5 protein-coding genes are annotated in these 5,943 nt (G+C 34.0%); all 5 read right to left on the bottom strand.

Annotated features, from left to right (window positions below; genetic code table 11):
* Nucleotides 1-223 precede the first annotated feature (223 nt).
* Nucleotides 224-2,473 (bottom strand): tail fiber domain-containing protein, encoded by a 2,250-nt coding sequence (locus tag ACEN2H_RS15385; protein WP_441733895.1) that lies wholly within the window; start codon nt 2,471-2,473, stop codon nt 224-226.
* 167 nt (nt 2,474-2,640) lie between these two features.
* Nucleotides 2,641-2,880 (bottom strand): DUF4372 domain-containing protein, encoded by a 240-nt coding sequence (locus tag ACEN2H_RS15380; protein ID WP_441733893.1) that lies wholly within the window; start codon nt 2,878-2,880, stop codon nt 2,641-2,643.
* A 406-nt stretch (nt 2,881-3,286) separates the two neighbouring features.
* Nucleotides 3,287-3,658 (bottom strand): HIT family protein, encoded by a 372-nt coding sequence (locus ACEN2H_RS15375; protein ID WP_441733891.1) that lies wholly within the window; start codon nt 3,656-3,658, stop codon nt 3,287-3,289.
* The gene (locus ACEN2H_RS15370) at nt 3,655-4,659 is read right to left on the bottom strand and encodes an HNH endonuclease (protein WP_441733889.1); all 1,005 of its coding nucleotides are present in this window, start codon (nt 4,657-4,659) and stop codon (nt 3,655-3,657) included. Before ACEN2H_RS15370 ends, ACEN2H_RS15375 begins: the two co-directional genes overlap by 4 nt.
* A 565-nt stretch (nt 4,660-5,224) precedes the next feature.
* Nucleotides 5,225-5,943: tetratricopeptide repeat protein (locus ACEN2H_RS15365; protein WP_441733887.1), on the bottom strand; the 719-nt coding region annotated here is incomplete at its 5' end.

The raw sequence follows: 5,943 nt of genomic DNA, 5'->3' as shown, positions 1-5,943 counted from the left end.
TAACTGAGTGAAGATGTATTTTGGATTTATTAGCCCTAACGAACGAAGGAAGTGATTGTGTGAAATGATGAACGAACAGAATAAGAATAATAGCTGCTTATTTTCAAGCTGCTTTTATTTTTATGTAGTGGAGTGATCTTTGGAATGGAAGGAGGCACGACTGACTGGAAAAGCATCATGCAACAAAATGAACGACCAAAGAGAGACCGCCTTTTTGTATAAATTATTTTTTTTCTGCTATTAATTCCTTTACCAATACTTCTAGTGCATCCAATTTTGTATTTTGAGCCTCTATTTGCGTTTGTTGCTCTTGAATCGCTTTTGTTAAAATCGGTATTATAGATGTATAATTAACCGAAAGTAATTTTTCTGTATCACTGCCCTCTTTTACAACAAAAGGAATTATTTTTTGAAGCTCTTGTGCAATAAATCCATTTTCGGTAGTACTATAATCTGTAGACGCTAAAGAATTCTTTTTATTGTAATGTACAGGGTTTAATTGCATAATAGTTGATAAACCATCAAGAATAGGAACAATATTTGTTTTTAAGCGCACATCAGAAGTAGAATTAAAAGAAAGCGCATTCATGGTAGCTCCAGTATTTACATTTGCAACGTTAGCATTACCTAATCGAATGGTGTTATCTGCTGAAACTATAGCGCCATAACCAATGGCTGTAGCGTTATTTAAATTTGCAGAAAGTACATCTGCTGTAGCACCTATTGCTGTATTATAATACCCCGTAGTGTTAGTCATTAGTGCTTCATTACCAAATGCGCTATTTGCGCCACCAGGGACACCAGTACTAGCTGCATTATTATTATACAAAGCATTTCTACCCACTGCAGTGTTGTATGATCCATAAGTATTCAAATACAATGTATTTACTCCTATTGCCGTATTGTAAGAATCTTTACTAACTGGAAGCGCATAGGCACCAACAGCTGTATTTAAAGTGCCTGTTTGATTTATTGCGAGTGCACTTTTACCTACTGCTACATTAAAATCTCCTATAGTATTTGATTGTAGCGCTGCATAACCTACCGCAGTATTATCATTAGCCGTATTATCTTTAAGAGCATATTTTCCAAGAGCTGCATTACGTTCACCATCCAAATTATTTAAAAGGCTTTCTTGGCCAATAGCCGTATTATCAAAGCCCCTTGTATTACTCTTAAGTGAATGATAACCAACCGCCGTATTCCCAAGACCTGTTGTATTATTCATAAGTGCTTGAAATCCAAAAGCGGACCCATAACTAGTTAAATTATTTTTAAGTGCTTGATAACCGAAAGCTGAATTTTGAGCCCCAGCAATGTTACTACCTAAAGCTGCACTCCCTGCAGCGGTGTTATAAGTACCAGTAGTATTCGCTGCTAAGGCACCAATCCCTAAAGCTAGGTTACTATTAAGGTTTCCGCCACCTAAACCTAAAGTTACCGCATTTACGCTAATATCTGAAGTAGTACTTAAGCTATTTGCTGTAATAGTTCCACTAGCATTAATTTCTACTATGGGATTAGTAGAGGCATCTACTGAAGCTGAAACATTATAAAATCTAAAACCACCAGAACCAGTGCCTTTATGGTTAACAAAAGAAGTATAACCATCTCTAAAAGTAGAACTTGCAGGTTGTAACAAGTTCCAAACTAAATAGCCACCTGGTAAACTTGTGTAATTAGGTCCAGAAGCATGAAAAGCGTTACCTCTTATGAAACCACTTGTTCGTAACTCTGTTACATTTGCATTTCCTAATTGTATGGTGTTGCTATTAGTTACTTTAGCATTATATCCTATTGCTGTTGCATTTGTTATGCTACTTGAAGTTACATCAGCTAAGGAACCCAAAGCTGTATTTTCATAGCCTGTTGTATTCGTTACAAGCGCTGACAAACCAATAGCTGTATTATTATTATTTAAATTATTTTTAAGAGCGAGTCTTCCAAGAGCCGTATTTCCAGCTCCAGCGATGTTGCTCAAAAGACTCTCATGTCCAACTGCGGTATTATTTGAAGCTGCTATATTACTCTTCAGCGTCTCGCCACCAAAGGCTGTGTTATATTGCCCTGTTGTATTTGCTGCTAAGGCACTAATCCCTAAAGCTAGATTACTATTACTATTTCCTCCACCGTATCCTAAAGTTACGTCTCTTACTTTAATATCTTCACTAAAAGTTTTAGCTCCAGCAACGGTTTGAATTGTTGTTAAATCCACAAAGTTTGAAGAAGAAGCTGCTGCTGTAACAAAAGCCGTGGTTGCAATCTGTGCTGTATTAGTTGCAGCAGCGGCTGTTGGAGCTACTGGAACTCCTGTTAATGTGGGCGAATTTAAATTAGCTTTTAAATTCAATTCACTTTGAGTTTGAGTATTAATTGCAGGTAAAATTCTTCCGTTCTTATCTAAAGCTTGTGCGCCTACTTGAAGTGATATTAGAACGACTAAAACCAATGTTAAGATTTTTTTTACTTTCATTTTATTATTATTACTAAAATTATGTTGTAAATATAGACATTTAAGTTAAAATGTTCCACTAAAAAATATTGAGCCTTCGACTTGCTAACTTTACCTTCATAAAAATTAAGAATCAATCTTTCTATTCTTGTTTGCATCTGATAAAGTGCTTGGTTTTGGAATATGACTCAACTGAAAACTTTCCGTTTTGCCAGATAATCCAAGCATTGCTCCAGATACTTCTCGTAGTGAATTACACTTAGCAAATGACCAAAAAAAATACTTATTAGATGGTCTTTAGTCTTAAAACGCTTTACATATCTATCTGAATCGCTCTTTTTGACCGCATCTTTTATAATTTTATCGTCAATTAAAGAAATCAGCTGTCCGAAAACAGATTTACTGGAAAAATAATTACTTTTACTCATCGTTTTTCGTCTTTTGCAAAACCAAATTACGATTTTAATTAAGAAGCTATTTTTATGGCTTCTTTTTACATACTTTTATCGGATAACAATGAATAAAATATATCATAAAAAAACTATAAATCATCAAAAGGATTTTAAATCTAATGAATAATTTTTGTCCCTACATGGGTGCGGATTTCAGCAGTTTTACTACTGCTATATCGTAATTAATCATATGTGTATCTTTAAGCGGTTCTTTTTTTAAGCATCTCAATTTATTTTTAAAATCATTATGTATGGCTTTAAGTCTAACATCTCTTGATCATTCTTCATGGGGAGGGCTATCGAACATGAAAATAACACCAGGGGGGTTTGGTGGAATGGTGCTTAAAATTTACGCATAGCCTAAAATGGTATATGAGTGTGCTTAATATTGATAATATCCTTTCCCTTGAACACAATGTCTTATACCTCCTCTAGGGTTTTCCATATCGCCTTTGTATCTTGGTATAATGTGACAATGGAAGTGCATCACAGTTTGGCCAGCATCTTCTCCACAGTTCATTCCTATATTGTATCCTGAAGGTGAATGCTCTTGTTCAACAAAATCTTTGCCCTTATTAAGGGCTTTAAATAGATCATTTTTTTCCAAATCATCGAGATTAAAGTAATCCATTTTCAAAGCCTTAGAAATGATTAATAGATGCCCTAGAGAAACAGGAAACCTATCATAGATTGCAAAGAAATAGTCTGTTTCAAAAACATAATCCTTTGGCTCTATTATTTGAAAAACACTCATTTATTATTCAGTTTAGTTATCAGTCTTTTAAAGAAGGGGTCTGTTTCCCTATTGTATTTGGGAGAGTTCTCCCAGTAATTGTTATTTAAGACAATTTTTGCATTCTCATAATGATCCAACATTATTTTATTTCTTTTCTTAGGACTGCCTCCAAGTGAATCAGCAATTTTCTTTTTCCAAGGATGATTGCTTCCCATTATGTTTTCATTACGTGCAACCAGCTTCTCAAAGTAGTGCTTCCCTATCAAGGAATCATTTTTGTTCATATTGCAGATGCTATGACTCAACACAAGGTTCCATATTTCATCATGCTGGATGAACTGCCTGGGGAGTACATGATCCACATGAATGTCTTTATTCCCTATTCTTTCTCCACAATAGAAGCACGTATTGCCTTGATATCCTTGTAAAAACGGGATGTTTCCTGTTATGTTTGTCCTGGAGTAACTATTTTCCAAATAAATATCTCTAACATCATTGGACAACTTAAAATCACCATGCGCTAAAAAGAATGCTCCTTCTAGTAAACTCCATCTAGCTTCTAGTTCATCAGACAGCTCCTGTTTTGATGCTTCGTTGATTAAAAAGGTGGAATCATGTAAGTAGAGCCTTTTTCCAAAATCGAAGTGGTAGAACTTCTCCCCAACAATATCTTTATTAGTCCCAATGGTTTGAAATCTTGGTATAACATCATTAAAAGCTTCTGTTGCCACTAAATTAACTGCACCATTATAATCAATCGATCCTTTTTTCAGTGAATCAACAATCCTCTCCATCTTGGTTCTCCTGGAGGGATTACTTTGCTGTGGATTATCGCTAGTTTTTAATCTTTCAATATAGGTGTCTAAATAAACTTTGGATAGTTGATGCCATTCTATGGTCTCTTTTCCTTGAGAAGCTAGTTCTAGAATAGTTTTGCCTAGAGCTATCTTATAAGTGGCCTGATTTAAGCCATAAAGCACTATTCCTTTCCAATAGTCTACATCTTCAAATTTATCCATTAGGTATCCAATAATGAGGTGTTATGTCCTCACAAACTTAACCATATTTTATCAATAAACAGAATGTTGTAGCTGCTAACAGAGGGGAAGTGCTCCAGGTGAATCTTTTATGTGGGGGGTCTTGAATGGAAGGCTCCTTCAATATCACGTACACATCAAAATAATCAAATTGGTTTAAAATTTTGGAAAATAATTTTTTTAATTAGTTGGTGAAACCATACCAATTTAAGACACAATACCCTATTTATATTCTTATGATATCCAGTGGATAAATTCAACATAATTATATTTTACACTTACTTTAACTAAACCAAAACTTAAGAGTCTGTTGAAATGGGCGGATAATACCAATATGTTATTGGTGATTTCTTCTTCAAAACGGGGAAGTATTGTTGCAATAAATGTTAATGTATAAGAACTCACACCGAAATTAAAATCAACATAACTTGTGTTATCAACTTTAAAAGTTCACTTGCAATTGATTTTCATGCTACTAGACAAAAGAGATTTTATTATCTCAATGAATTCATTTGTGAGTTGTAATCTTAATGTAATCTATAAGCGATCACTTACAATATTTATTAATTATATCAGAAACTTCTTTATCGCCCAACTCTTCTGCTTTATGCCAGTCTAAACAAGCACCTTGGATTTGCCCCATGTTAAATTTAGTATCTCCCCTGTAAGAAAAAGAATCACTGTCGTTTGGATTCAATATTATAGCTTTATCAAAATCAGCCAAAGCTAATTGATAATCTTTATTTATTTCATAGACAACGCCCCTATTAAAAAAGGTTGTGCTATCATTAGGACTTAATTCGATAGCCTTGTTGTAATCGTCAATTGCTCCTTGATAATCACCTGAATCTACTTTAGCTAGCCCTCTGTTATTATATCCTTTTTTATTTGGATTTAATGCAATAGACATGGTATAATCATCAATGGCTCCTTGGTAGTTATCTAAATAACCTTCAGCAATTCCTCTATTATAATAAGAATCATAATCATTAGGATTAATTTCAATAGCTTTAGAATAATCCGATATTGCTCCTTGGTTATCTTCTAAAATAGCTTTGGCAAGCCCTCTATTATAATAAGCTCCATTATCATTAGGATTAATTTCAATAGCTTTAGAATAATCCGATATTGCTCCTTGATAATTATCTAAATCAAATTTAGAATTTCCTCTGTTATAGTAAGACATCATATCATTAGGATTAATTTCAATAGCTTTAGAATAATCCGATATTGCTCCTTGGTTATCTTCTAAAATAGCTTTGGCAA

The organism is Flavobacterium sp. W22_SRS_FP1, assembly GCF_052113685.1.
Taxonomy (GTDB): Bacteria; Bacteroidota; Bacteroidia; order Flavobacteriales; family Flavobacteriaceae; genus Flavobacterium.
Note: the sequence above shows the minus strand (reverse complement) of the source record. Positions and strands in the feature narration are given on the sequence as shown.

Coding starts and splice junctions, on each gene's coding strand:
- ACEN2H_RS15380 (WP_441733893.1), bottom strand. CDS start 2,880: ATGAGTAAAAGTAATTATTTTTCCAGTAAATCTGTTTTCGGACAGCTG.
- ACEN2H_RS15370 (WP_441733889.1), bottom strand. CDS start 4,659: ATGGATAAATTTGAAGATGTAGACTATTGGAAAGGAATAGTGCTTTAT.
- ACEN2H_RS15385 (WP_441733895.1), bottom strand. CDS start 2,473: ATGAAAGTAAAAAAAATCTTAACATTGGTTTTAGTCGTTCTAATATCA.
- ACEN2H_RS15375 (WP_441733891.1), bottom strand. CDS start 3,658: ATGAGTGTTTTTCAAATAATAGAGCCAAAGGATTATGTTTTTGAAACA.